The following is a 25,863-nucleotide window of genomic DNA, read 5'->3' on the forward strand; positions in this document are numbered from 1 at the left end:
CCCTCAAGCGCTTTTCTGCAGGACCGGCTGCCTGGCAAAGAGCTGGCGAAAGACCGGATAGATGTCGGCTGCGTTGGCGATACGGCTCATCTGGAAATTCGGCCATCGCTGGTTGACAACGCTGTAGGCGCGCCAGAGCGAGGTCCCATTGTCGGTGGTGCCGAAAATATGGCTCTCACGTTCGTCGATGATCTCGACATAGGCGAAATACTGGCACAGGCGCATGACCTGGCCGTCCATCAAGCCGATGCAGCGCTCGGAATCGGTGACGAAATTGTCGCCGTCCGACGCCTGGGCGGCATAGATGTTCCACTCGTTGCTGGGATAGCGTTGCGCGATGATGCGGTGCATTTCCTCGAGTGCCGTGGAAACAACCGTGCCGCCGCTTTGCGTATTGTAGAAGAAGGTTTCCTCGTCCACCTCCTGCGCCTCGTGCGTATGGCGGATGAAGACGATTTCGGTGCGGTCGTAGCGCCGTTTCAGGAACAGGTGCAGCAGCACGAAGAAGCGCTTGGCCAGATCCTTCTCGCGTTCGCCCATCGAGCCGGATACGTCCATGAGACAGAACATGACCGCATTGGCATTCGGCACGGGCTGGGCGTCGAAACGGTTGAAGCGGATGTCGACGGGATCGACATAGGCGATCCGCTTGCGGCGGCGCTCAAGTCGCTCAAGCTCCTCCCGCAACGCTGCAATGCGCTGGCGTGCCGGCGCCGCGCTCTGCGGCTCGGCCTCCAGGATTGCGAGTTGCTCCGCAATCGCATCGAGTTCCTCCTGCTTGGGGCGCCTTAGCGCAATCCGGCGACCATGGCTGTTTCGCATCGTGCGCCCGACATTGATGTTGGTCGGCGAACCGGTCGCAGCGAACCCGGCGCGGCGCGGTTTGAAGGATAGTATCTCCTTGAGGTTGAGCTTGACCATGTCGGGAAGTTCGAGATCCTCGAAAAAGAGGTCGAGCACCTCCTCGCGCGAGAGCACGAAACGAAAATCGTCCTCCGAGACCGTTTTGCCGGGAGACGAGCCGCCGCCGCCCTGGCCGGGCTTGGGAACCCGGTCGCCAGGGGCGAAATGCTTGTTGCCCGGCAGGATGTGCTGTCGCCGGCCGCTGTCCTTGGCATCGCTGAAGCTCGGCTCTGCTGTGCCCCTCGCCGGCATCGAGACGGTGTGCTCGCTGTCGACATCGGCGATCTTGCCGGTACGGATCCGATCCCGGATGCTTCGCTTCAGCTCTTCGCGCGCACGCTTCAGGAAGCGCTGGCGGTTGCCGAGGCTCTTGTCCTTTGGGTTCAGTCGGCGATCGACAAAGATCGGCATGGAACCATCCCGGCCGGACTCAGCCCGCCTTGTTCACCCGCATGTACCAGTCCACCAGCCGGCGGACCTGGCGTTCGGTGTAACCGCGTCCGACCATCCGATGCACGAACTCGGTATGCCGCTTCTCCGTTACGCTGTCCTGCTTGGAGCCGAAGCTGATCACCGGGAGCAGATCCTCGACCTGGCCGAACATCCGCTTCTCGATGACTTCGCGCAGCTTTTCATAGCTCGTCCACGACGGGTTGCGGCCATGGTTCCTCGCCCTTGCGCGCAACGTGAACTTCACGACCTCGTTGCGGAAGTCCTTGGGGTTGGCAATGCCGGCCGGCTTTTCGACTTGCGACAGTTCGTTGTCCAGCACCTCGCGATTGAGGATCTGGCCGGTATCGGGGTCTTTGTAGTCCTGGTCCTCGATCCAGGCATCGGCATAGGCGATGTAGCGGTCGAACAGGTTTTGGCCGTATTCGCTGTAGGACTCCAGATAGGCCTTCTGAATTTCATGGCCGATGAACTCGGCATAGCGCGTGGCCAGTTCCGACTTTATGAAGTCGAGATAGGCGGCTTCCGTTTCCTTGGGGAACTGCTCGCGCTTGATCGCCTCCTCCAGAATGTACATCAGGTGCACGGGATCGGCGGCCACTTCCTTGGTGTCGTAGTTGAAGGTCTGCGACAGGATCTTGAAGGCAAAGCGCGTGCTGACGCCGGTCATGCCTTCATCGACCCCGGCGGCATCGCGGTATTCCTGAACCGACTTCGCCTTGGGATCTATGTCCTTGAGGTTCTCGCCGTCATACACGCGCATCTTGGTGTAGAGCGGCGAATTGTCATGCTCGGCCAGACGGGTCGAGACGGTGAACCGGCTGAGAATGTCGAGAACCTCCGGTGCACAGGAACTGGAGGCCAATTCGCTTTCGCGCAGCAGCTTTTCGTAGATCTGCCTTTCTTCGGTGACCCGCAGGCAATACGGCACCTTGACCACCAGGATACGGTCGAGGAATGCCTCGTTGTTCTTGTTGTTCTTGAACTGCAGCCATTCCGATTCGTTGGAGTGGGCTACGACGATGCCCTGATACGGGAAAGATCCGAAGTTTTCCGTACCGTTGTAGCTGCCTTCCTGGGTAGCGGTCAGCAACGGATGCAGGACCTTGATCGGCGCTTTGAACATCTCGACGAACTCGAGCAGCCCCTGCGTGGTCCGGTTCAGGCCGCCGCTGTAGGAATAGGCGTCCGGATCGGATTGGCTGAAATGCTCGAGCTGTCTTATGTCGACCTTGCCGACCAGGGCCGAAACGTCCTGGTTGTTCTCATCGCCTGGCTCGGTCTTGGAGATGCCGATCTGGCGTAGCCGCGAAGGCATCAGCTTGACGACGCTGAACTTGGAGATGTCGCCGGACAGTTCGTCGAGGCGCTTGGCCGCCCATGGCGAAATAAGACCGTTCAGCCGGCGCCGCGCGATGCCGTATTTGTCCTCCAAAAGGTCGCCCATGCGGTCAGGATTGAAAAGCCCGAGCGGCGATTCGAAAACCGGACTGATCTGGCCGCCGACCTTCAGCGTATAGATCGGACGCTCCTCCATCAGCTTCTTCAGCCGTTCGGCGAGCGAGGACTTGCCGCCGCCGACAGGGCCAAGCAGATAGAGAATCTGCTTGCGCTCCTCGAGCCCCTGAGAGGCATAGCGGAAATAGCCGGCTATGCGCTCGATCGTGTCCTCCATGCCATAGAACTCGGCGAAGGTGGGATAGACCTTGATTGTCCTGTTCGAGAAAATGCGGCCGAGCCGCTCATCCATGCTGGTGTCGATCAGGGTGGGCTCGCCGATCGCCTCGACCATCCGCTCGGGCGCCGAAGCATACATCGATTTATCCTCGCGGCAGGCAAGGAGATATTGCTGGATGCTTATCTCCTCCTGCGCCGCATTGGTGTAAATCTCCGAAAACAGATCGAAGACGTCGGAGTGGTTCTCGCGCATGGTATTCCTCGCCCCGGCCGGTCTGGTTGCTGTCGCCTCTTCACTCAACTGTCGGAAAGCCTTTGTGGTTCCCTATTACACGTAGTGCGTCCGCGACCGGATGTTAGGGGTCCAGAGAGATATCGTGAACGCCTGGAAGTCAGCCAGCGAATGGCTCGCACAATGGAACGTTTCCGAGGGAAGTCCATTCTTCCACCAGCGCTTGCCGAGCGCAACAGCCCGCTGGGTACAAGTTGCCTTTCTGAGGGAATAAACCGCCCAGCAGTTGCCCGCGTTCAGCAGTTGCCCGCGTTCAGCAGTTGCCCGCGTTCAGCAGTTGCCGCGTTCAGCAGTTGAATGGCGAATCACTGGCCATTCGGCGAAGAGAGTTGCACTGCGGTGTCCAACCCTGCACCGGGAGCAACGGTTTCGCTCCTGCTCGGTAACGAAACGAGGGAAAGGAGATGTTCCATGTTCGAGAACAGCATGTGGTTGATCGTCGTTGCTGGCGGCCCGCTACTGCTGGCAATCGTGCTGGCCTACGCACTCCTTACGTGGCGACGCCGTGGGCCTGCAGAGCGCAGAGAAAGCGATCGGGCCACCGAGCGACTGTATCGCGAGGAAAACGATCGCCCGGGCGGAGGCAGTTGAGAACCGCATCGGCAGGCCCGACTTTGGTCTTGCTGCTAGACTCCAACACTTTCGGGCCAAAGCGCCCGGATCTGCTTCGGCAACGCGTCCCGCACCTTGGCCGACTGGCCGAGGTCGACATGCCTGGCGAGTACCTTGAACACGGATCTCGTCGCATCCTCGGGATTCACCGGTCGAGTGGATTTCATCTCCTCGGCCACCCGCTGCAAAAAATCCTCCAACGAACGGCTGCTCGTCGGCAGATCACGCGGCCGATACCGATCATAGTAGGCTCCGCGCACGAGAAGCGGCAGTTCAGCCCCCAAATTGGCAGCCAGTTCGATCTGCAGCCAATCCCGCAAGGTGCGTAGAACGGCTCCCAGCATATGCCAGGCCACGCGCCTGTCGGGCCCGTGATCGGCCATGATCTCGTCCAGCCAGATGTTTGTCGTCTGCAGGGTTTTGTCAAAAACTTCCAAGCCGGTTGCGCTCATCGTCGCCTCCTCTGGGCAATCCAACACCCGCCCAAATCACACGCCCAAAATACCCGCCATGACGCGCAAACGGCGATCGAGCGCAATTGTTTCGTCACTCGTTGAAAATTGTCCAAGAGCTCTTTACGCGTACAGTTACGAACGGGCACCCCAAGGAGGCGGCCATGAAGAGCGATACCGAATATCTACGTCTCGCCGTGGAGATCGCCACCGAGAGCCGGGCGAGTGGCAATCATCCTTTTGGGGCGCTCCTGGTCGGGCCGGAAGGCGACGTGCTGCTTTCGTCGGGCAACACCTACGCCCGGGATCGCGGCGTTGGCCACGCAGAGGCAAACGTGGCCCGCGCGGCCGCGCAGCAATACGACCCGACCTTTCTCGAGCGATGCACTCTGGTGACCTCGGTCGAGCCGTGCTGCATGTGCGCCGGGGCCTGTTACTGGGCTGGCATCGGCACCGTGGTCTACGGACTCAGCGAAAGGCGGCTGGCCGAGCTGACCGGAGACAATTCGGAGAATCTGACCCTCGATCTGAGTTGTCACCAAGTGTTCGCCGCCGGACGGCGCCATGTAGCAATCCGTGGCCCATTCCCTGAACTCGAAGAAGAGATCGTAACCGACCACAAGGATTTCTGGTGACCGAACCAAAAAGGACTGCTGTGAAGAATCCGTAGCCTCTGCGGCGCCACGAGCTCCGGCCACTTCCGGCCCAAAGGTTTGACACGCGAGGCCCGCGTGTTGTTGCAGAAAGCCATCGACGCGTTCATCGCAAATCCCGGTGCGCATCTCAAGACTCGCGCGCAAAACCGCCGACACGCAAAACCGCCGACTGGAACCTACATTCGGACTCGACCGACACGTTCATTCCACCAGTTGGAAAGCTCAGTTGCCCGGAACCTTCCTCCCCTCTCGCCGGTTTACCGCGGAGGGGTTGCAAATGGGTCGATATTTCAGCCTGTCAGCTGCGTCATTGTTGCTCGCGAGCGGCTCTGCCGGCGCCCAGTCGAGCACTCAGTCGGCACTTGAGCCCGCGGGAGCGGAAGCGCAGCAGATAGAAATGCTGTTTTGGGTCATGCTAAGCGGCGGCGCCGTCATTTGGCTGGGCGTGGTCGGCCTGCTTCTTCATGCAGCCCTGGTCAATCGCCGCAGGCTGGCCGAAAAATCTGCCAGCAGCATCATCCTTTGGGGCGGCGTAGTCTTCCCCTCGGTCACGCTTTGTGCGCTGCTCGCCTATGCGCTGTGGCTGATGCCTGGCCTTCGGCCCTTCGCCCAGGCGAGCCCCGCCGCCCTGCGGATCGAAGTCACCGGCAGGCAGTTCTGGTGGGAAGTTGTCTATCACCCTCCTCAGGGACCGCCGGTCACTTCCGCCAACGAGATCAGGCTGCCGGTCGGCGAGCGGGTCGAATTGACCCTGAAAAGCGCCGATGTGATCCATTCCTTCTGGGTCCCACCGCTCGGCGGCAAGATGGACATGATCCCCGGCCGCACCAACAGGCTTTCGATCATGGCCACCAAAGCTGGTATATTCCGCGGTCCGTGCGCGGAATATTGCGGCACGTCTCACGCGCTGATGGCGTTCTCGGCCGTCGCCATGGCGCCCGAAGCCTTCCGGTCCTGGCTTGCCGCCCAGGCAATTCCCGCGGAAGGGGCCGGCGCGAGCGGCGGCGCGCTGTTCCTGCGCCATGGCTGCGGGTCCTGCCATTTCGTCGCGGGCACCGATGCGCGCGGCCTGATCGGCCCGGATCTTTCGCATATCGGTTCCCGCGCCACCGTCGCAGCCGGAATCCTGCCCAACACCGAAGACGCCGTCACCCGCTTCATCGCCCGGCCCGACCTGATCAAGCCTGGCTCCGGGATGCCGGCCTTCGACATGTTGCCGCCGGACGATATTCGCGCCATAGCCGCCTGGCTGAGGGGCCTGCGATGAGCGCTGCGGTCAAGGAGCGTTCGCCGGAAGAATACAAGGTGCAGGAACAGCGGCTGCGCGCTGTGTGGGCCAATCCGACCGGTTGGCGCTACTGGACCTCGGTGAACAATTACCAGATCGGCCTCTGGTACGGCTCTGCGGCCTTCGCCTTCATGCTGTTTGCCGGCGTGCTCGCGCTCTTGATGCGGATGCAGCTCGCTGTGCCAGACAACGATTTTCTCTCGGCCGACTTCTTCAACCAGGCTTTCACCCTGCACGGCACGGTGATGATGTTCCTGTTCGCGGTACCGATCTTCGAGGCGGTCGCGATCTTCCTCCTGCCGCCGATGCTGGGCGCCCGCGAAATGCCGTTTCCACGCCTCGGAGCGTTCAGTTTCTGGAGCTTTTTGCTCGGCGGCATCTTCGTCTGCGGCTCGATCTTCTTCAATGCGGCGCCGTCGGCAGGCTGGTTCATGTATCCGCCGCTCGCCACCGACAAGGAGTTCTCCGGCATTGGCGCCGACATCTGGCTGCTCGGTCTTTCCTTCATCGAAGTCGCCTCGATCGCGGCCGCCGTCGAGCTCATCGTCGGCATCATGAAATGCCGCGCGCCGGGCATGCGCATCAACCTGATGCCGCTCTTCGCCTGGTACCTGCTGATCGTCGCCGGAATGATCCTGTTCGCCTTCCCGCCGCTGATCGCCGGCGATCTCCTGTTCGAGATGGAACGGATGTTCGATTGGCCGTTCTTCGATGCGGCGCGCGGCGGCGACCCGCTCCTGTGGCAGCATCTGTTCTGGATATTCGGCCATCCAGAGGTCTACATCATCTTCCTGCCGGCCATCGCGCTGATGGCCATGATCGTGCCGACTTTTTCGCAGCGTCCGATCGTTGGTTATTCCTGGATCGTGCTCGCGGCAGTCGGGACGGGGTTCCTCTCCTTCGGCCTGTGGGTGCACCATATGTTTGTGACAGGCCTGCCGCAGATCTCGCTGGCCTTCTTCTCGGCGGCCTCCGAGGCGGTGGCGATACCGACCGGCGTGCAGATCTTCGTCTTCATCGCCACCATGCTGGCCGGCCGGGTGATCTTCTCGACCCCGATGCTGTTCGGCACCGGAGGGCTTGCCATCTTCGTCATCGGCGGACTGACAGGCGTCATGGTGGCGCTCGCACCCTTCGACTGGCAGGCGCACGACACGTATTTTGTCGTTGCGCATCTCCATTATGTGCTGATCGGCGGCATGCTTTTCCCGGTGGTGGCCGGGCTCTATTACTATTACCCGCTGATCGACGCGAAGAAACTCTCCGACCGGATGGGGCGGATCGCCTTCTGGCTGATGTTCTGCGGCTTCAACATCGCTTTTTTCCCCATGCATCTGAGCGGCTTGCGCGGCATGCCCCGACGCGTCTTCACCTATCCAGCCGAAATCGGCTGGGACTGGCTGAACCTGATCTCGACGGCCGGAGCCTTCATTTTCGCCGCGGGCGTGCTGGTGGTCGTCTTCGACGTGCTCAGGCCAAAGCACCGGCAGCCGCGCGGCGAATTCAACCCGTGGAATGCCGGCACGCTGGAATGGATTTCCGAGCCGGAGGAGAACTGGGGCGTCCGCTCGATACCCATCGTGCGCAGCCGCTACCCCTTGTGGGACCAGAAGGACCTTGCCCGCAAAGTCAATGAAGGCCGCTATTATCTGCCCGACGCGGAAGAGGGATGGCGCGAGGGACTGGTCACCACCGTGCTCGACGCCGAACCCGTCCAGGTGCTGCGCGTCGGCGGCACCTCCCATGTCACCATCGTCTCGGCTCTTTCGCTCGGAGGCGCCTTCATCGCGCTTACCTTCCACTGGTGGATCGCGACGGCGCTGGCCGCAATCATCTGCTTTTGCGCAGTCATCTACTGGCTCTGGTCGGGCACTGGCGAAATCCCCGAGAAGCCGGAAAAGGATGTCGGCCTGGGCCTCAGCCTGCCGCTTTATGCCTCCGGCTCCGATTCGGTCGGCTGGTGGGCGATGTTCATCACCATGGTGGGCGATGGCACCGCGTTCGCCAGCCTCGTCTTCGGCTATTTCTTCTACTGGACGATCCATGCCAACTTCACCGCGGGGATTGCCGGGCCCGATGCGGTCTGGTCGCTGGTGGCTGCCAGCCTGTTCGCTGCGGCGTGGGGCCTGATGGTGGCGGCACGCACGGTCAACAGGCGCGGCGCTACGGCCACTATGCGCGGCTTGCTGGTGCTGTCCCTGCTAACGACCGTTGCCGCGTCCGCCACAGGCCTGGCCGCGCCATTGTCTCCAGGCATGGACCCGACGCGCCACGTCTATCCCGCAATCGTCTGGATCCTGGTGATCTGGGTGCTCGCCCATGCAGCGCTCGGCACAGTCATGCAGGCCTATTGCCTGGCCCGCTCGCTGGCCGGCCGACTGACGCCGAAGCATGACCTGGATCTAGGCAATGTGGTGCTCTACTGGCATTTCCTGCTGATTGCCGCCGTCACCACCTTCGCCATCATCGGCCTCTTTCCGGCAGCGATGTGAGGCGCCGATGTGGCTTGTCCCAAAACAGATCGAGACACTGTGGACGCTGTTCACTGCGCCGGTGGTGTGGGCTGCGCATTTCCTTGTTTGCTACATCGGCGCGGCGATCTATTGCGCCAAGCCCGAGCTTGTCGGGCTGAGTTTCAGCGCTGTGCGCGCCGGCATCGCCGCCGCCACCGTGATCGCCCTCTCGCTGATCGCGCTGTCAGCATGGCTCGCCTGGCGGCAATGGGGCTTCGGCACAGACGATCCGCCGCACGACGATCCGACGAGACGCGACCGGACCCTGTTCCAAGGCTTTGCGACGCTGCTGCTCTCGGGTCTCAGCTTCATCGCCGTGATCTTCACCGCGATGCCTGCATTGTTCCTGACGGAGTGTATCCGGTGAGACGCGCCTGCCTCATCCTCGGCATCCTCGTCCTTGCCCTGGTCTGGCTCGGGCCGCTGCTCGATGGCTTGCGGGATTCGTTTTCGGCGCACATGCTGGCGCATATGGGAGTGGTGGCGATCGCCGCGCCGCTGATGGCGATTGGGGTCCCGCTCGGCCCGACACCAGGTGCGAGCCGGGCGTTCACCCTCGCCCTCCCCGCCTCCCTCGTCGAACTCATCGTCGTCTGGTCCTGGCACGCACCGGCCTTGCGGGCTCTGGCGCAAAGCTCGCTGTTTGTCACCGCTGTCGAGCAGGTCACGTTCCTTGCCGCCGGGCTGTTCCTGTGGCTGGCCTGCCTGCCGCGCCGCGGCTCGGACACCACAGGCTATGCCGCCGGCGCCTTCGCCCTGCTTCTGACGTCCATCCACATGACCTTGCTCGGCGCGCTGCTGGCGCTGACCCCGCGGCCGCTTTATGGGACCGGCGAGACAAGCTGCTTCGGCATCGCGCTTTCCGCCCAGCAGGATCAGGAACTTGGCGGCGTCATCATGCTTCTGGTCGGCGCCGCGGTCTACCTGGCCGGCGGCGTGACGCTTTTCGCGCGCATCCTCGCCACACCACCGCGGAAGACGGTCTGATGCATATCAGCTGGAAGAAGCTCGCCATAGCGCTTGCCATTCTGCCCTTCGTCGTGGTGCTGGCGGCCTGGATCGGCTTTTTCAATGTCGGTGCCTCGAGCGGCCACTGGAAGATCACGGAATGGTTCCTCCATTTCGCCATGCGATCGGCTGTGCGCACCTATGCCCTGGCGGTCGACGCTCCAGAGGCTCTGCCGCGCCATGCGATTCAGCCGGCCGCCGGGCATTTCGCACGCGGCTGCGCCATCTGTCACGGCGCGCCGGGCGAGCCGCGATCTCCTGTCGTCATGAGAATGCTGCCGCAGCCGCCTGACCTTGCCGGGGCCGTCGGCGAATGGTCGGACGCGGAGCTTTTTCGTATCGTCAAGCACGGCGTGCGTTTCACCGGCATGCCAGCCTGGCCGACGCAGGAACGCGACGACGAGGTCTGGGCGATGGTCGCCTTCCTGCGCGTACTGCCGTCGCTGGACGAGGCCGCCTATCGCGATCTCGCCTATGGCGAAAGGCTTGCGCCTCCTGCAGGCGCTGCCGAAACCCTGCCGCAAGCGCTGGCGGATTGCGCCCGCTGCCACGGCGAGGACGGTTTTGGACGCGGTCCCGCGATACCCGTTCTGGCCGGGCAGAGCGAGGCCTATCTCCTTGAAAGCCTGCGTGCCTATGCCGAGGAAGGCCGGGCAAGCGGATTGATGAGCCTGCCAGCCATTGCGGCAGGGCCTCAACTCTGGCCGGACCTGGCCAAGCATTTCGCTGCCCTGCCGGCGATGCATCCCGGCGGCGGGGGCGATCCAGCACTTGTCCGGCGCGGCAAGGAAATCGCCGAGAGGGGCGTCAGGGAGGCCAATGTGCCCGCCTGTCTCGGCTGTCACGGAAGACACGACCGCAGCCCACTCTATCCCTCGATCGCCGGCCAGCCGGCGCGCTACATCGAGACGCAGCTTGGGCTGTTCAGGGCGGGAAAGCGGGGTGGAACGCGCTTCGGCCATCTCATGGTCAATGCGGCGAAGGGTCTGACGGACGACGACGTCCGCGCGCTTGCGGCCTACTTCTCCCGATCGGCGGCTGCGTCCGCAACCGCAACGCGATAGGTGCGTTTGGGTTCTTTCGACTTTTTCGAGGTTCTGGTGAATAACTTGCTTACCGCCCTTCTCATGCTGATCATTGTTTTCGTAATTGCCGCGGGAGCGATCTTCTTCCTTTCCCGCGAAGAGGCGACCGTTCCGATCGCCGAGACCTATGGCCCCAACCCGACGCTGCCGGAGCCCAATCCTACCTGGCTGCCGACCGTCCATGTCGCCAGGGCCACGCCGTGGCCGCAGGGCACGAAGCCGACAGCGGCCCAGGGATTTGCAGTCAACGAATATGCCGGCGGGCTCGACCATCCGCGCTGGCTGTATGTTTTGCCAAACGGCGACGTGCTGGTGGCCGAGAGCAATGCGCCGCCCAGGCCGGAGGAGGGCTTCAGCATACGCCGCTTCATCGTCGATTTCCTCCAGAGTCAGGCCGGCGCGGGGACGCATACCGCCAATCGCATTTCGCTGCTGCGCGATCAGGACGGCGACGGGGTGGCGGAAACCAAAACCGTCTTTCTCACCGGGCTGTTCTCGCCATTCGGCATGACCCTGCTCAACGGCAAGCTCTACGTCGCCAACGCCAATGCAATCGTGGCCTTTCCCTACCAGGAGGGTGCGACCGAGATCACCGCAGCGGCGGAGAAGATCGTCGAACTGCCTGCGGGGAGGAACCACCACTGGACCAAGGACGTGACCGCCTCGCAGGACGGCACGAAGCTCTATGCGACCGTCGGATCCAATTCCAATGTCGGCGAGAACGGCCTGGAGGAAGAAGAGAACCGAGCCGCCGTGCTGGAGATCGATCTCACCTCGAGACAGACGCGTCTCTTCGCCTCCGGCCTGCGCAATCCGAACGGCCTGTCGTGGCACCCGCAAAGCGGTGAGCTCTGGGTCGTCGTCAACGAGCGCGACGAGATCGGCAGCGATCTGGTGCCGGATTACATGACTTCGGTGAAGGATGGCGGCTTCTATGGCTGGCCTTACAGCTATTTTGGCCAGCACGTCGATGATCGCGTCAAGCCGCAGCGGCCCGACCTCGTCGCCCAGGCGATTAAGCCGGACTATGCGCTCGGGGCGCACACGGCTTCATTGGGACTGACCTTCAACACAGGCGACCTGTTCGGTCCTCAATACAGGAATGGCGCCTTCGTCGGGCAGCATGGCTCGTGGAACCGCAGGCCGCACAGCGGCTACAAGGTGATTTTCGTGCCGTTTGCCGGCGGTAGGCCCTCCGGCCCGCCTCAGGACATCCTCACCGGCTTCCTGAGCGAGGACGACAAGGCTTATGGCCGTCCTGTGGGCGTGGCGATAGACCGGCGCGGCGCCCTGCTGGTGGCGGACGATGTCGGCAACAAGGTCTGGCGGGTCGTTCCAGCTCACACGCAATCGGCACTGTGAGCGGTTCGTGCTGCCGTTGCCGGTCGGAAACAGCGTTCCCGCACCGATCAAGCCGAAATCAAGCTGTCGTTGCCAATCCGCGCCCGCGTGCATGCCGGACCCTCTGACGCATACGATCGGCAAGGGAAGCGAGCGAGCCTTGCGCCGTGCGCGTCCCAAGAACGGATTGCAGGACAACGCCCTGCGTTGCGAATTTATGCTTGAACGCCTCTGCACCGCACAGGAAATCGACCGTGCTCAAGCCGTGATCGAACGACCACTGTATGTAGTCCATCATCAGGATCATGCCCGGCGACGCCCGGCTGAAATCCGGATCGAAAGTGGTCACGAACGCCATCATGGTGTGGTGCTGGACGAAGTTGATGGAAATCGCGACCATTGCGCCATCGCATTCAAGTACGAAAATGTGCAGCACGCCGGCACGCGCCAGCGCGTCAACAAGTGCGGCCAGTACCGGCGCTCCCTCTTCGAAAAGTTGCGATTCACGCTTGCGCTCGACCAGCCATCTGCGCTTCAGGGCAGAGAGCCGGTCGAGTACCGGCTGCAGTGGCTCGTCTGGCGCAAGCAGGCGAAATTTCATTTCGCCGGCTTCTTCCAACGTCTTGACGCCGCGCCGATAATTCTGCCGTGTCTTTTTCGACTGCTCCGCGAACCACGCTCCTCCGCTCGCCCACTGTCCGGCGACGCGATAACTGACTTCCTCCCTGTGATTGGGGCGAAGCCTGATCCCGCTGGAGGTGTCCGGAGTGAGCATTTTGCGGACCGCCGCACCCGGCAAGAGACGATTGAGAAAGGCAATATCGAAGCCACCGGCGTCACAGATCCGGGCCCATACGTCCTGCAGGGCCGACAACGAGCATTCCGGAGCAACAAGAATATCGCCGTAATCGGTATAACTGTTGGCCGCCCATTCGAGAAACCGCAGGCCTTTGCGCTTGCCGATCGCCATTGGAAGGACAGCAACGAGCCTGTCACCATTCCAGACCAGGCCGATCCGCAGCGCGCGCTGGTCACGGTCAGCTACGGTATTCCACCAGGCCGAAATCCAGGCATGACTCTGAAAGACCAGCCCATCGGTGCGATGCCAGAGATTCATCCAATCGGCTTCGATCGCAACCAGGCGATCCGCCGAACGGACAACTTCCAGGCGCTCTGCGCTCGAGGCGTCAATCGAAACAATTGTGTTCATTGGGAACGATCCTGTGCGATGGCATCGGGACGCCTCAGGAACAGTCTGCGGAGATGCCCTCCCATCTTCCTGAGCGGCAGGACGTAAAGCCCAAAGAGCGATTGATAGTCGCGCACATCGCGATCTATCAGGCCAAATTTGAGGTCTTCATCCGGATCCGGGACAAACTGCGTCCCGAAGAGGCGATCCCAGAACGAAAACAGCAGGCCAAAATTCTTGTCATAGTGGCGAGGGTCGATGCTGTGGTGCACCTGGTGCCAGTGCGGACACAAGATGACGTTGTTCAACGGGCCGAAGGAAATCTTGAAATGGGTATGACGAACAAAGTCCATCATCAGGATGTTGCGGATGACATAGACGTTGATGCCGAAGATGGCGATCTCTACTGGATCGAGCGCGATCAGGCTCCAGATGCCGAAGCAGATCCCCGGGATGACGCCATCCCAGATACGGTTCATCAGGTCGTCCAGCGGATGAACCCGATCCTTGGTGATTCCCACCATCACCTCGGCCGAATGATGCACTTTGTGCAATTCCCACAGGAACGGGAAGTGGTGCTGGGCGACATGGTAGAGATAGTACGAAATGTCGTAGGCGATCAGCATGGTTGCGGTGAAGATGACGATCGTCACCGGTCCGGCCGGGCCGTCGATGAGCGGCGCCTCGATATCAAGCAGCCAGCCGATTGCGTGGTGCGTCCCATAGCCGACGGCGGCAACGAAGGTGGCGCCGGCAGGGATGAGCAGGAATGGCATTATCGCCCGTTTGGTGACCCAAAATAGGACATCCGCTCGCGCCGACGGGTGCAGGATGACTTCCGCCGGGAAAGCGAAATCGAAAAAGTCCCTGAGGGATTTATGCTCGACAGTCCGCCAGTAAGCGACCACCGCGCTCCCCAGTGCCGTGAAAAGCAGGAGGCCGAGCGTCACCAGATCGACGTTCGAAAGCTTTTCCACAATCAATCCGGCGAATTCAGAAAACATCGGTGCGGTGGCTCCTGGGCCGTAAAATGGCCGTCCGGCGAATTGCGAAGCAAGAAACTTGCCAAACCCACTGCATGTGCCGGCAACCAAATGGCTATTGCGGCTGCAACAAGCAAAAGCATGCCGGATTTGCGCCAGACTAGCAGTTCAACCGTAACAAAACGCTAAAAGTTCGAAAGCAATTAATCTCGAACATGGCCGAAACACCGGAGAGGCCGCTCTGCTGCAGCGCCGGTCGCTATCATAGCGGCCGGCGGATTGCCGCGAGGTGTATCTCAATTCCGTCTTCGCCCACTTCGCCACGCCAGGCGACGCGTTCGGCCGGCTGCCTGACGCCAAAACGCGGTGAAACCCAGCCGCCCTGCCCCGGTGCGTCGCCGCCGGCACGGATGTCGACCGCAGCGTCCGGAAAGCGCATGGCTATCAGCGGCTCATCGCCGCGCTGCACCGTGACCGTAGTTTCGTCCCGGTCAGTGCCGAGGCCGGCTGCGAGTTGAAAGACGATCTCGGCCACACGCCTGCCGCCGAGCAGTTGGTCGCTCACGACGATGCCGTCGGCCCGGTGCGTCACGGTGCGCTGATGCACGACGCCGAAGCGGCTTTTATACCCGTCATGGCGGGCGCGCAGCTTCCAGTGCGTTCCCGGCTCGCTCTCCACCAACTCCGCAATCGCCTTGTGCGACCAGTTGAACATCCCGGCGATGATGCTTTGGCTTTTGCCCTCGATATTCAGCGTGTTATGCGCCGGTGTCGAGCGAAACCAGTTGCGCCAGACGCCTCCCGAACCGTAGAGCCAGGTGCCGGGATCGACCAGCACCGGCTCGCCATCGATGCACAAGGTGAGCGACAGCGCGTCGGCATGGCCGTGAGCCGCTATCGAGAGATAGCCGAGCGGGCCGTGGTCGAATGTCAGATCGATGCTGCGGCCGTTCATCTCGCCGCGCCAGACCGAGAGCCCGCCCTGCGTGAACGTTTGCAGCCCACGCGACACCGGTGCCGGCTCCAACGGCGTGCCAAAGACAAGCGCCCGAAAATCGTCGGGTCCCGCTGCCTTGCCCGGCATCTGTAGAAAGCCATGGATGGCGGCGGCGACGGATCGGACATAGTCCGGCTCGTCCCCGAGCGTCAGCACGCGACCTTCGTCATTGTCGCCAAAGCCGGCGGCTGGTGGCAGCCAGGCGACGAAATTGGCAAAAGCGGCCAGGCGCGCTTCGACGGGCGAGGCAAACGGCGTTCCGGCCTGGCGTGCCGCAGCGGCGCACAGCAAGATGAGTTCGGCGGTGAAGGCCGCGTATGTCGGGGTCTGCTCGGCACCGGCGCCATCGGCGAGAATCTGCTTGCCCGCCTCAGCCTGGAGGGCGCCGCGTGCAGCGTCGGCTGCAGCCCCCAACGCCAGGCCGATCAGATACTCGCCAGCCAGTTCTGCGACGAGATGATTGTTGGCGGAGGAAAACCGGGAGGGGAACCGCGGCAGCCAATAGGCGCTTGCCGCCAGTATTTCGCCCACTTGCTGCCGTGTCGCCGCGCCCAGTCGGTCGCCGACGAGGTCCATGGTGACAATCAGGCTGATGGCCCGCAGCGCGACTTCGATGCCGGAGGCCCAGCCAACCCCCCGAAACGGCGGGTTGGCTGAATGCCAGCTGTCGATCGCCGCCTGTATGGCCCTCCGGGACTGGTCGTCGCCGGCGAGAAGCAGGTGGGCGGCCAGTGGCGGCAACCGCTGCAGCCGGTTGATCTCCCACACGTATTTTACATCGCCGCGGCCGCCGCCATGGCGAAAATCGATATCGAAAGTATGGGCCTCGGCACCCGGCCAAAGCCTGCCGGTCACCGGATCAAGGCGCCAAAGCTCGGGAGGAAACAGCCGATCGGGATCGCGCCGCGGCCATGTCCGCCCAAGTGCGGAAAACTCGCCGCCAAGCGTGTTTTGCGCCGCCGCCGCTATGGCTTGCCGTTGTGCCGGTGTCGCAGCCAGCACAGCATCGCGCAATCCGCGCAGCACCGGATGCAACCGGGGCGAAGCATAACGCTGCCAGCCGCCGTCGCGGCGGCGCGAAGCGATCCTTCGACGCTGCTCGCCCAGCCGGTGCAACACCTCAGCCGGCTCCATGCCGCGCAACCGGTTGATGTACCAGCCGATTCTCATACCGCTCCGCCAAGGTTTGGATTCTTGTATACCATGCTGTCGAAAAGCCGCGCGACCGCAATCCTCTTTTCCGATCCTGCGGTTAATATCTCCGACCATGAAACGGAAAGAGTGGCGATGAGAAGGACGGCGCTTGTTGCAGCATGGATGCTCGGCATGGCGATAGCCGCCAGCGCTGCCCCGATCCCGCTGCAGCGCGGCGTTGGCGTGCATGAATGGCTCAACTGGTCGCCGGTGGAGAACGATGGATCCTACCGTTGGCCGCCCTATCGCAGCGAGCAGGAGTGGCGCGCTGCACATACCCCGCTCACCGATTGGCCCGGCGACGCGTTTGCGCACATTCGGTCGATGGGCTTCGACTTCGTCCGGCTGAGCGTCGATCCCGGCCCTCTGCTTGCCAGCCGGGGCGCCAAACGCCAGCAGGCGCTGGACATACTTGCCGCCGCGGTCGAGCGGGTCACGTCGGCCGGCCTTAAGGTGGTTTTCGACCTGCACGGCGTCACCCAGGTTCCGGCCTACAGCATGGAGATGATCTATGACGGTGCCGACAGCGAAGGCGTTGCCAGCTATCGCCAAATGGTTGTGGCGGTCGCCATCATGCTGGCCAGGGTTGGCACCGACAAGGCAGCCCTCGAGCCTTACAACGAGCCGGCATACTATCCCTGTGATCCGAGCGGCAGCGATGACTGGCAGCGGATCATGGCAGACACGGTCCGCGATATTCGCGCAGTCAGCAGCGAACTGACCATCATCGCAACAGGCGCCTGTGGCGGCAGCATTGCCGGACTGGTCAATCTCGCCCCCGGCTTTGACGATCCGAACATCTACTACAGCTTCCATATGTACGAGCCGCACAGTTTCACCCACCAGCGCTCCGACGGTACAGGCGCTTTCGCCTCGGGGCTGCCCTGGCCGGCCGACAGCAGCACGCCCGAAAAGGTGACCGAAACCCTTAAGGCCCGAATGGACGCCGCCGGCTTGAGCCCGGTCGAGCAGGTGATGAACATGGTCGCGGCGCGTGAAGCAATCGCCCGGTATTTCGAGCAGAATTGGGGGCCGAGCCAACTCGAGGCGAGCTTCCGTCAGGCGGTCGACTGGGGCCAGGCGCATGGCATTCCAAGCCGGCGGCTGTTCATGGGCGAATTCGGCGTCATCCTCATGTCGGCGGACGGCCGCATGGGCGCGTTCGACGCTGACCGTCTGCGCTATCTCGAGGCGGTGCGCCAGCAGGCGGAACGCTTCGCGATACCCTGGTCTGTCTGGGAATTCGCCAATCCGCATGGGATGTCGCTGATCCTCCCCGACGGACCGCCCGTAGCTGATGGCGGACTGGTGCGAGCGCTGGGTCTTGCGTTTCAGTAACGCGACATGTCGAGTTGCTGGTTGATGAGCGCCCGCTTGCCGCCCCGCCCGGCGGCAATGCGGTCCACGGCTTTCAGGCAAAACCGGATACGACCGTTTGTGCGGTTGACCAACGACTCGACGAGTCGCGCGGCGCAGGCAGGTGCCGCCCCGGCGGTCGGGATATAGCGAATCAATGCCTCGCCGGGCTGGTCCTGGTAGAATTGCAGTTCCTCTATGCCGTCGAAGAATGCGGGGCCGTCGGGCACGAGGTGCGTCGTCACCACCCGGCCGCCGTCGGCGGTCACCAGATAGTCGACGTTTCGGCGCGGCATGACAGCCTCGACTCTAAGCCGCTGGCCGTTTGCCTCATTCGGCAATTCCACCAACCGGGCAGAGTCGCCGGTATCGTAGCGGATGAAAGGCATGCCGGTCGACAGGAAGCCAGTGCCGACGAGCCTTCCCTCCTTGCCTGTCTCTGTTACCGGCTCGCCTGCCGCGTCGACCAATTCGGCGAGGCCGTAGAGGGGATTGAACTCGTAGCTGCCGAGGGCTCCGGGCGTTTCTTCGGCGAACAGCACCTTTTCGCTGAGCCCATAGAAGCAGGACAGCGGTACGTCGCCAAGAACGTTTCGGATGATCTCCCGTTGATGGGGATGGACTGGCTCTGAGATCATCATCATGCCCTTGACGGGCCGTTTTGGTACTCGGTCAAGCACGCGCATATGCCGGCAAAACAGCTCTATGGCCGAGGGATAGCCATAAAAATACGTGATGCCCCGCGCGTCGATCAGGTCGAGATAGGCATCGGCGTCGTCGATGGTCATTGGAAAGACAGCGAGCCTCAGTTCACGGAGTGCCGGGTCCCATTCATGCCGTCGCTTGCCGGTGGCATCGAGGCTGAAGCCGCGGAAGCAGACGCGCGCCGTGCCTTCATCAAAACCGATCCGCGACCAGACGTGGTAGACGAACGCCATCTCGCGGGCGCTCCGATCCTTATCGAGATAGAAGCGAAATGGCTTGTCGGTGCTGGAGCCGTTGCCGGAGGCCTCATCCAGTTGGGCAATCGGCACCGCCAACGCTGCAGTTCCAGCCTTTCGCAGGATGTCCTTGGACAGAACCGGGAGGCGGCGCAGGTCGGCAAGTCCCAGCGTCGACAGATCGAAGCCAGGACCGAGGGCTTGGTCGATCGACTCGCGATAGAACGGACTGCCGGCATGGGCTTTCCGCAACAGCGCGCGCAGCGCGGCCAGATGAAATTGCCCGGCATAGACAGGATCCTCGGCGGCCATGGCGATCCGGCTCCGCCACGACCGATAGGTCGCACCAAATTTTACCCGAGTTGGCGCCAGCGCCAGCACGGGCGCCAGCAGCCGCCTGACCGCTGTCGGGCTTCGCACATAGGCACCGCGCGCTACGTCAAGAAAATTCATGATTTTGCACCGGACCTGCCGTTTGCCGCCTCATGCCACACACGGCATATCGATGCCGCGAACGAAGAAAGCTCCAGCCGTTCCCGGTGCACCGCCATGGCAGCCGAGCCAAGACGGGCGCGCAACGCCGTGTCGTCAACCAGTTCTGTCAGTGCCTCGGTCAGCGCCGCCACATCGCCGGGCGGCACCAGCAACCCGGTTTTCTTGTGCACGATGATGTCCTCTACCGCGCCGACAGGCGTGGTGACCACCGCGAGGCCGGAGGCCATTCCCTCGATGACCGAGACCGGGAGGTTTTCGGCGAATGAGGGGAGCGCCAGAATGTCGGCCGAAGCGATCAGCGATGCAACCTCGTTCGGACCCACCCAGCCTGGAAAGGCAATACATCCGGCAAGCCCCAGTCCGGCCGATCTTGCCCGTACGGCCTCGACGTCACCATCGCCGGCGATTGTGGCGCGCCACTGCTTGACAGGCTTCATGCGATGCAGTGCGTCCAACAATTGCGGCACGCCCTTGCGGTCGCCGATACGGCCTAGGAATAGGATGTGAACGCTGTCTCCACCACCGACATGGGCCAGGGACGGCACTTCGGTAGCATTGGGCACAATCACTATGTTCGCGGCCGCGCCTGGCGCCCGTGCAGTGACGAAGTCGCGCCAGATACGGCCCAGAACCACGATCCGATCGGCATGCTCGAACATATGCCGGATGCGGCGGCTCATGAAGCTGCGCTTTTCCTTCCAGAACGTCTGGTATTGAGCTCCATGCAAATGCAGCACATAGGGGATGCCGAGCAATCGCGCGCACCTCGCGATGACCATCTTGCGGTAGGTACTGCCAAAGCTCGATACGTTGATGTGAACGACGTCGGCACGGCCGGCAATACGCGCGACCAACATCCGAAGGCAAAAGCCAATCATGTAGAAGACCGACAGCGCGACCGAGCCTGAACCGCGACTGGGAAGGAAGCGCGCCTCGATCTTTCCGTCTCCCTGCCGTTGGAGTTCGCGGTCGAGCGCCGCCATGATGCGGTCGATGCCTCCCTGCCCCGACACACCCGACGGGGTCGCGACCAGGACATGTATTTTTCGATCGGGTAAGAGACTTTGCAGCATGGTATTCTCGATAGCACGGACCGCGTAACCACAAAGCAAACGTTCCCGGTAAGTTTACGGCAAATCTTTTAGTTCAAACTGAATCTGTTCACCCCTCGCCGCTGTCGCGCTGGATTTTCCGCCGGTCGACGGTTAGTCGAGGCGGAATTTTCCGGGGACAACCCTTTGCTGCTGCGCTCCACGCTCATCTATGCCCCGGCGATCCTGCTGACGCGGATTTCCGCGCTGCTCCTGCTGGTCATCGTGACGCGGTTGATCGACCAGACCGAGTATGGGCTGCTGACCCTTGTGGTGACCGTCGGCGAAATGACCGACATTGCGGTCACCAACTGGCTGCGCATCGCTTTGCTCAGGCTTGGCGGCAAAGGCGACGTCAGCCGCGGCAGCCTGATGCTGGCCGGGCGGGTGTTGCTTGCCAGCACGGCGCTGGCGCTGATCATATCCGTGATCGCCTCTGCAGTGATCGTGCCGGAGCGCTGGGTCGAGTTCGCGATCGCCGTCTGCAGCTACCTGATCGCCGGTTCCATCGGCCGCTACGCGTTGACGGTGCTGCAGATGCAGCAGCGTCATTCGGTCTATTCGATGCTCGAGTTCCTGCGCGCCGTGCTGCAGCTGGCGCTGCCGATCGGCGCCATCGTCATGTTTCAAGATTCCTTTCTGACGGTATCGCTCGGCTCGAGCCTTGGTGTTTTGGTCGCCGGCATCGTAACGGGCATCATGGCATCCCGACGCGTCGTTGCCGGTCCGCCACGCTTCACCCAAAAGGAGTTCTTCGTCCTCGGCGTGCCCCTGGTCATCATGGCGCTGGTAGGCTTCGGCCTGCACAGCGCCGAGCGTGTGTTCCTCAAGATCTATTACGATGCCGGCGCAGTCGCGATCTTCGCTGCAGCCTATGCACTGGCCCGCCAGCCGATCGATATGGTTGCCAATTCCATCAACATGGGCGCCTTTCCCGAGGTGGTCAGCCGGTTCGACGACGACGGGCCCGCGGCATCGGGCCGGCTGCTGTCGCAATTGATGGCCTTGATGATGCGCCTTTGCCTGCCGGTTGCAGCGATGCTGGTCGCACTCAGCAGCGATATCACGCAACTCCTGCTGCCCGCCGAGTATCACGGCCGTTTCGGCCTGCTCTTTCCGATCATCGCCTTCAGTGTGCTGTGTGCCAATCTCGCCAGCTTCGTCTATGGCACCGTGGTGCACGCACACAAGCGGCCGTGGCTGCTGATCATCGCCAATTCCTTCGGCTCGGTGGCGACAATCGCATTGTCCGTGCTGTTGATCCCGCCGATGGCGGAGGTCGGCGCTGCTTTGGCGCTGGCGGGCGGATCGCTGGCAGGCCTTTTAGCCTGCATCATCATCAGCGAACGGCTGACGCCGGTGCCGGTGCCATGGCGCGACATCGGCATGTCGGTCGTCATCTCGACCAGCACGGGGCTGGCCGCCGGCCTTGCCAGCGCTCTGTTCGGCGATATGCCGGCCATCTTCTCGCTCGTCGCGGGCGGCGCCGCTGGCACAGTGGTTTTCTTCGGGCTGACCTGGCTGGTCTACCCTGCCGCCGCGATGCAATTCGTAGCCAAGCTGAGGGCGCGGCTAAGGCTCGCCTAGGCCGCAACGGCATTTGCCAAATTGCCGTGCCATAGTCCTGGAAAAGGCGGCTCCGACTTCGGACCGACGCAGCAGCCCAGGGTCGGCGCCCTGGCAATCGCTATTTATGGACCGACCTTCCGGCGTCCCCGACGGCCCCATAACTCCCGGCACAGCAGCGCCGCGTAGGCGGCGTTGGTGTCATAGTAGCGGCGCCACAAGCGTCGCGGCTCCTGCGCCACGCGAAACAACCACTCCAGACCGGCCGCTTGAACCAGTTTTGGCGCCCGGGCAACCTTGCCGCCATAGACATCGAAACTGCCGCCCACGCCCATGACGAAACTCGGGGTGAGTTCGTCACGATAGCGCTTGATAAAGCGCTCCTTGCGCGGCGTCGGCATCGCCACCAACAGGCAGTTGGCCCCCGAGGCGTTGATCGCCTCGACGATGCCGGCCTCGTCTTCCGGCTTGAAATAGCCATTGCGCATGCCGGCGACGACGAGACCCGGATGATCCTTGGCAAGTCGCATTCCAACGGCATCGAGAACGGATTGTTCGGCGCCCAGGAGGAAGGGCCTGAAGCCACGCTTCGCGCAGAGGCTCAGCAGATTGATCATGATGTCGACGCCGGCCACCCGCTCCGGCAGCGCAACGCCGCAAAGACGCGCCCCCCAAAGCACGCCGATGCCGTCGACGTTGATCACATCCGCCGTCGCCACATCCTCCCGCAGCTCGCTATTGTCGCGCATGTTCACAAGCTTGGCGACATTCACCACCACATGATGCAGCGGCCGCCGCAGGGTCATCGCCTCATCGGCGATGGCCAGCGTCTCGGCCATGGTCAGCGCATGGATCGGCGCGCCAAGGAATTCCCGGCGCCGCGACGCCAACAGGCGATGCTGCGCCCATGCCGGGTCGTGCGCGTTCATGCGGCCTCCTCTGCACTTGCAGGAAGCGCCTCGAGCGCTGATTTCTTGCCTTCGATGCGGGCGTCGGGCTTGCGTGCCTTGCGCCAGGTCCACAAACCCCTGGTGTCGATGAGCTTCTTGTCCTTGAGCGCTTCGGGATCAACCAGATTGAACTGCCGATGGTCGACCAGCAGGACGACGATATCGCACTGGTCGATGGCGGAAAGCGCATCGGTGAAGACGATGCCCTTGCCCTCGAGCTCATGCGGCAGCCTGTGTGCGTTGGGTTCAGCCGCAATGATCTTCAGGTTGGGAATATCCGACAAAAGCTTCACCACCTCGACGGCCGGGCTCTCGCGCATATCGTCGATATTGGGTTTGAAGCTGAGGCCAAGACAAGCGATCGTCTGTTTGCGGGACGGGTCGAGCAAGGCTTGTATATCCCTGACCACCGACAACGGACGCTCGGAATTGATCCGGCGTGCCGAAGCCATCAGCCGCGTGCTGTTGGGCGCGGCATCGATGATAAAATACGGATCGACCGCAATGCAGTGGCCGCCGACCCCCGGGCTCGGCTGCAGGATGTTCACGCGGGGGTGCCGGTTGGCGAGATCGATCACCTCCCAGACGTTGAGCGACAGATCCTGGCACACTGCCGCAAGCTCGTTGGCAAAGGCGATGTTGACGTCGCGGAACGCATTCTCGGTCAACTTCACCAGTTCCGCGCTTTCGGCCTGGGTCGTGAACAGGTCGCCGGCAACAAAGGTTGAATAGAGTGCAGCGGTGCGTTCCGACGACTTGCGCGATAGTCCGCCGATTGAGCGATCGTTGTTGATCAGCTCGGTTAGGACCTTTCCCGGCAACACCCGCTCGGGCGAGTAGGCGACCAGGACATCGGCCTGTTCGCCATGCGCGAGAGGAAATTTGAGATCGGGCCGCAACTCGGCAAGCAGTCCCGTCATGATGCGCGTCGTGCCGACCGGCGATGTCGATTCCAACACCACAAGGTCTCCCCGCTTCAGCACCGAGGCGATGCTTCGTGCCGCCGCGAGCACATAACTCACGTCAGGCTTGTGGTCCTCGGTTATCGGGGTAGGCACGGCGATGACAAAGGCGTCCGCCGGCTGCGGCGTCGAGAAAGCCCTGAGCTTGCCGTTGCCTACAACCTTCTGGATCAGACCGTCGAGGTCCGGCTCGACGATGTGGATCTCGCCGCGATTGACCTTCTCGACCACCGCTTCGTTGATGTCGACGCCAATGACGTCGAGCCCACGACTGGCGAAGATGGCACAGGTCGGCAGGCCGATATAGCCCATGCCGATAACGGAAACGGTCTTGATCTCAGCCATGATGCAGCAGTTCCTCAACGATCCGGTTACTGGCCCGGCCATCGCCATATGGGTTGTGTCGTTCCGCCATGCCGCGATAGGCCTCCTGGTCGTCGAGGAGGCTGTTGGCATTCAACAGGATCTTTTGGATATCGGTGCCGACGAGACGGGCGGTGCCCGCCGCGATCCCCTCGGGCCGCTCGGTATTCTCACGCATCACCAGCACCGGCTTGCCGAGCGAAGGCGCTTCTTCCTGCACGCCGCCGCTATCGGTCAGCACCAGATAGCTCTGCTTCTGCAGGAACAGGAACGGCAGATAGTCCTGCGGGTCGACCAGGTGGATGTTCGGCACGCCGCCCAGTTCTGCGTTGACCACCGAGCGCACATTGGGGTTGGGATGGACCGGATAGACGATCTGCACGTCCTCGCGCATTGCCAGCCCCTTCAGCGCCGTGCAGATACGATGGATGCCGCCGTCGAAATTCTCACGACGATGACCTGTGACGAGCACCATTTTCTTGGCCGGATCGAGGAACGGGAAACCGGCGGCGAGTTTTGCGCTCATCAGACTGTCGGCGTCGATCGCGCCGGAAAAATGCAACAGCGTGTCTATCACCGTGTTGCCGGTCACGAAGATGGTGCTCGCAGCCTTTCCTTCGGCGATGAGATTGTCGCGCGCCTGGATGGTCGGCGCGAAATGCCAGGTCGCGATATCGCCGGCAATCTTGCGGTTCAGTTCCTCTGGAAACGGAGAGTTGATATTGTGGCTGCGCAATCCGGCCTCGATATGGGCGACCGGGATGCGCTTGTAGAAGGCAGCCAAAGCCGCAGTCATCGCCGTGGTCGTGTCGCCTTGCACGAGGACGATATCAGGCTTCGCCTGCTCCAGCACTTCGGCCATGCCCAGCAGCACGCGCGAGGTCACGTCGAACAATGTCTGGCCGGGCTGCATGATGTTGAGATCATGATGCACCGGCAGGCCGGTCAGTTCGATGACCTGGTCGACCATCTCGCGATGCTGGCCGGTGATGCATGTCTCGGTGATGAAACCTGGATGGGCAAGCGCGGCACGCACCACCGGAAAGCATTTGAGCGCCTCAGGCCTGGTGCCGAACACGATCAGCAGTTTTTGCCTGGACGGCAGTTTTGGATGTGAAAGGATGTTCATTGCTGATCCTGGTCGCCAGAAGGCGTCGCGACCTGCCGATTATTCGCCACGAGCTATAATAGCGGCAGAAGCCGCCTCCGTTACCTTAAATCTTAATATATGATTAACAGCCAAGCCCACGTTCGCCCCGGTAACTCTTATGAAAGCCTGAACCGATAGGTATCCTGGCAGAGTAGTCTTGAAAAAGAATATATTCGATTGACTAATATTTTAATTATCGGCCACACGGTCGGATCTCGGCGCTGGGAAAATGCGCTTCTGGTGCGGTTGAGCGCAGGCGGTCACGTGGTTTCGAGCGGCCGCGCGCCGACGCCTGCGCCGATCGCACGCGGCCTGGATAGTGTGCTGGCGATCGAGAGCCGGCGCTTCG

General features: G+C 62.3%; 21 protein-coding genes. 10 read left to right on the forward strand and 11 right to left on the reverse strand.

Annotated elements, in window-relative coordinates:
• Positions 1-3 precede the first annotated feature (3 nt).
• On the reverse strand, positions 4-1,314 hold the full coding sequence (locus AC0L2Z_RS19900; protein WP_023797795.1) for a YeaH/YhbH family protein: 1,311 nt from the start codon (positions 1,312-1,314) through the stop codon (positions 4-6).
• Between the two features lie 19 nt (positions 1,315-1,333).
• Positions 1,334-3,283 (reverse strand): PrkA family serine protein kinase, encoded by a 1,950-nt coding sequence (locus tag AC0L2Z_RS19905; RefSeq protein WP_023797794.1) that lies wholly within the window; start codon positions 3,281-3,283, stop codon positions 1,334-1,336.
• Between the two features lie 450 nt (positions 3,284-3,733).
• Between AC0L2Z_RS19905 and AC0L2Z_RS19910 the strand changes: the two genes are divergently transcribed.
• A complete protein-coding gene (locus AC0L2Z_RS19910; protein ID WP_023797793.1) occupies positions 3,734-3,913 on the forward strand; it encodes a hypothetical protein in 180 nt (59 codons plus the stop codon).
• A gap of 35 nt (positions 3,914-3,948) precedes the next feature.
• Here the strand turns inward: AC0L2Z_RS19910 and AC0L2Z_RS19915 are convergent, their stop codons facing one another.
• Entirely contained in the window at positions 3,949-4,386 is a 438-nt protein-coding gene (locus AC0L2Z_RS19915; protein ID WP_091596603.1) for a DUF2267 domain-containing protein, read from the reverse strand.
• Between the two features lie 164 nt (positions 4,387-4,550).
• Here AC0L2Z_RS19915 and AC0L2Z_RS19920 point away from each other — a divergent pair, with 164 nt between their 5' ends.
• The 7 genes from AC0L2Z_RS19920 to AC0L2Z_RS19950 all read left to right on the forward strand — a co-directional run bounded on the left by AC0L2Z_RS19920 (position 4,551) and on the right by AC0L2Z_RS19950 (position 12,298).
• A complete protein-coding gene (locus AC0L2Z_RS19920; protein ID WP_023797791.1) occupies positions 4,551-5,021 on the forward strand; it encodes a nucleoside deaminase in 471 nt (156 codons plus the stop codon).
• A 298-nt stretch (positions 5,022-5,319) separates the two neighbouring features.
• Positions 5,320-6,309: a cytochrome c oxidase subunit II gene (gene coxB / locus AC0L2Z_RS19925; protein ID WP_473629086.1), complete on the forward strand. Its 990-nt coding sequence runs from the start codon at positions 5,320-5,322 to the stop codon at positions 6,307-6,309.
• Complete coding sequence (gene ctaD, locus AC0L2Z_RS19930) at positions 6,306-8,822, forward strand: cytochrome c oxidase subunit I (RefSeq protein ID WP_473629087.1); 2,517 nt, start codon at positions 6,306-6,308, stop codon at positions 8,820-8,822. The genes coxB and ctaD overlap by 4 nt, the downstream gene beginning before the upstream one ends.
• Positions 8,823-8,829: 7 nt before the next feature.
• Positions 8,830-9,210: a hypothetical protein gene (locus AC0L2Z_RS19935; RefSeq protein ID WP_128166553.1), complete on the forward strand. Its 381-nt coding sequence runs from the start codon at positions 8,830-8,832 to the stop codon at positions 9,208-9,210.
• Complete coding sequence (locus AC0L2Z_RS19940; RefSeq protein ID WP_023797787.1) at positions 9,207-9,830, forward strand: cytochrome c oxidase assembly protein; 624 nt, start codon at positions 9,207-9,209, stop codon at positions 9,828-9,830. Before AC0L2Z_RS19935 ends, AC0L2Z_RS19940 begins: the two co-directional genes overlap by 4 nt.
• The gene (locus AC0L2Z_RS19945) at positions 9,830-10,915 is read left to right on the forward strand and encodes a c-type cytochrome (RefSeq protein WP_473629088.1); all 1,086 of its coding nucleotides are present in this window, start codon (positions 9,830-9,832) and stop codon (positions 10,913-10,915) included. The genes AC0L2Z_RS19940 and AC0L2Z_RS19945 overlap by 1 nt, the downstream gene beginning before the upstream one ends.
• Before the next feature lie 63 nt (positions 10,916-10,978).
• Entirely contained in the window at positions 10,979-12,298 is a 1,320-nt protein-coding gene (locus tag AC0L2Z_RS19950) for a PQQ-dependent sugar dehydrogenase (RefSeq protein ID WP_473629120.1), read from the forward strand.
• 58 nt (positions 12,299-12,356) lie between these two features.
• Here AC0L2Z_RS19950 and AC0L2Z_RS19955 read toward each other — a convergent pair whose 3' ends face one another.
• The 3 genes from AC0L2Z_RS19955 to AC0L2Z_RS19965 form a co-directional block, all read right to left on the reverse strand.
• Positions 12,357-13,487, reverse strand: coding sequence for a GNAT family N-acetyltransferase (locus AC0L2Z_RS19955; RefSeq protein ID WP_473629089.1), 1,131 nt, complete (start codon positions 13,485-13,487; stop codon positions 12,357-12,359).
• Positions 13,484-14,470, reverse strand: a complete 987-nt coding sequence (locus AC0L2Z_RS19960) for a sterol desaturase family protein (protein WP_128184001.1) — start codon at positions 14,468-14,470, stop codon at positions 13,484-13,486. Before AC0L2Z_RS19960 ends, AC0L2Z_RS19955 begins: the two co-directional genes overlap by 4 nt.
• Before the next feature lie 241 nt (positions 14,471-14,711).
• Positions 14,712-16,616: a heparinase II/III family protein gene (locus AC0L2Z_RS19965; RefSeq protein WP_473629090.1), complete on the reverse strand. Its 1,905-nt coding sequence runs from the start codon at positions 16,614-16,616 to the stop codon at positions 14,712-14,714.
• 117 nt (positions 16,617-16,733) lie between these two features.
• Here AC0L2Z_RS19965 and AC0L2Z_RS19970 point away from each other — a divergent pair, with 117 nt between their 5' ends.
• Positions 16,734-17,978, forward strand: coding sequence for a glycoside hydrolase family 5 protein (locus AC0L2Z_RS19970; protein WP_473629091.1), 1,245 nt, complete (start codon positions 16,734-16,736; stop codon positions 17,976-17,978).
• Here the strand turns inward: AC0L2Z_RS19970 and AC0L2Z_RS19975 are convergent.
• Both AC0L2Z_RS19975 and AC0L2Z_RS19980 read right to left on the reverse strand, forming a co-directional pair.
• A complete protein-coding gene (locus tag AC0L2Z_RS19975) occupies positions 17,972-19,390 on the reverse strand; it encodes a phenylacetate--CoA ligase family protein (protein ID WP_287395706.1) in 1,419 nt (472 codons plus the stop codon). The two genes, AC0L2Z_RS19970 and AC0L2Z_RS19975, sit on opposite strands and share 7 nt — an antisense overlap.
• A complete protein-coding gene (locus tag AC0L2Z_RS19980) occupies positions 19,387-20,505 on the reverse strand; it encodes a glycosyltransferase family 4 protein (protein ID WP_473629092.1) in 1,119 nt (372 codons plus the stop codon). Before AC0L2Z_RS19980 ends, AC0L2Z_RS19975 begins: the two co-directional genes overlap by 4 nt.
• A 165-nt stretch (positions 20,506-20,670) precedes the next feature.
• Between AC0L2Z_RS19980 and AC0L2Z_RS19985 the strand changes: the two genes are divergently transcribed.
• On the forward strand, positions 20,671-22,110 hold the full coding sequence (locus AC0L2Z_RS19985) for a lipopolysaccharide biosynthesis protein (protein ID WP_473629093.1): 1,440 nt from the start codon (positions 20,671-20,673) through the stop codon (positions 22,108-22,110).
• 104 nt (positions 22,111-22,214) lie between these two features.
• Here the strand turns inward: AC0L2Z_RS19985 and AC0L2Z_RS19990 are convergent, their stop codons facing one another.
• The 3 genes from AC0L2Z_RS19990 to wecB all read right to left on the reverse strand — a co-directional run bounded on the left by AC0L2Z_RS19990 (position 22,215) and on the right by wecB (position 25,493).
• The gene (locus tag AC0L2Z_RS19990; protein ID WP_473629094.1) at positions 22,215-22,928 is read right to left on the reverse strand and encodes a WecB/TagA/CpsF family glycosyltransferase; all 714 of its coding nucleotides are present in this window, start codon (positions 22,926-22,928) and stop codon (positions 22,215-22,217) included.
• 86 nt (positions 22,929-23,014) lie between these two features.
• Positions 23,015-24,346: a UDP-N-acetyl-D-mannosamine dehydrogenase gene (wecC, locus tag AC0L2Z_RS19995; RefSeq protein ID WP_473629095.1), complete on the reverse strand. Its 1,332-nt coding sequence runs from the start codon at positions 24,344-24,346 to the stop codon at positions 23,015-23,017.
• Positions 24,339-25,493, reverse strand: a complete 1,155-nt coding sequence (wecB, locus tag AC0L2Z_RS20000) for a non-hydrolyzing UDP-N-acetylglucosamine 2-epimerase (protein WP_473629096.1) — start codon at positions 25,491-25,493, stop codon at positions 24,339-24,341. The genes wecC and wecB overlap by 8 nt, the downstream gene beginning before the upstream one ends.
• Between the last annotated feature and the right edge of the window lie 370 nt (positions 25,494-25,863).

Source organism: Mesorhizobium sp. WSM4850 (genome assembly GCF_055811735.1).